Source organism: Arhodomonas sp. KWT, assembly GCF_010993615.1.
This window is the reverse complement of the sequence record NZ_WNXE01001095.1, coordinates 1-539: the sequence shown is the minus strand read 5'-3', so window position 1 is coordinate 539 and position 539 is coordinate 1. Positions and strand designations below refer to the sequence as shown.

The 539-nt window shown below is 65.9% G+C and carries 1 protein-coding gene; it reads right to left on the bottom strand.

The window, feature by feature from the left end; all coding sequences use genetic code 11:
* On the bottom strand, window positions 1-539 hold a 539-nt coding region (locus G7A99_RS24340; RefSeq protein WP_240466414.1), incomplete at both ends, for a methyl-accepting chemotaxis protein.

The following is a 539-nucleotide window of genomic DNA, read 5'->3' as shown; positions in this document are numbered from 1 at the left end:
ATGCTCTGGATCAGGCCGGCGAGCTGCTCGGAGACGTTCTCGATCTCGCGCAGCGCGGCACCGGCCTCCTCGGCCTGGCGAGCGCCCGCCACCACGCCGGCGGTGCTCTGCTCCATGGAGATCACCGCCTCGTTGGTATCGGTCTGGATCGTCTTGACCAGCGCCTCGATCTGCTTGGTGGCATTACCGGAACGCTCGGCGAGGCGCTGGACCTCGTCGGCGACCACCGCGAAGCCCCGGCCGGACTCGCCGGCCATGGCCGCCTGGATGGAGGCATTGAGCGCGAGGATGTTGGTCTGATCGGCGATGTCGTTGATCAACTCAACGATATTACCGATCTCCTGCGAGGACTCACCGAGGCGCTTGATGCGCTTGGACGTCTCCTGGATCTGCTCGCGGGTGCTGTCCATCTGCTCGATGGTCCGCTTCACCGTCTCGGCACCGCGGGTGGCGAGCTCCACGGACTGCTGCGCGACCTGGGCGGATTCCTCGGCGTTCTGGGAAACCTGATCGACGGAGACCGCCATCTGGTTGATCGC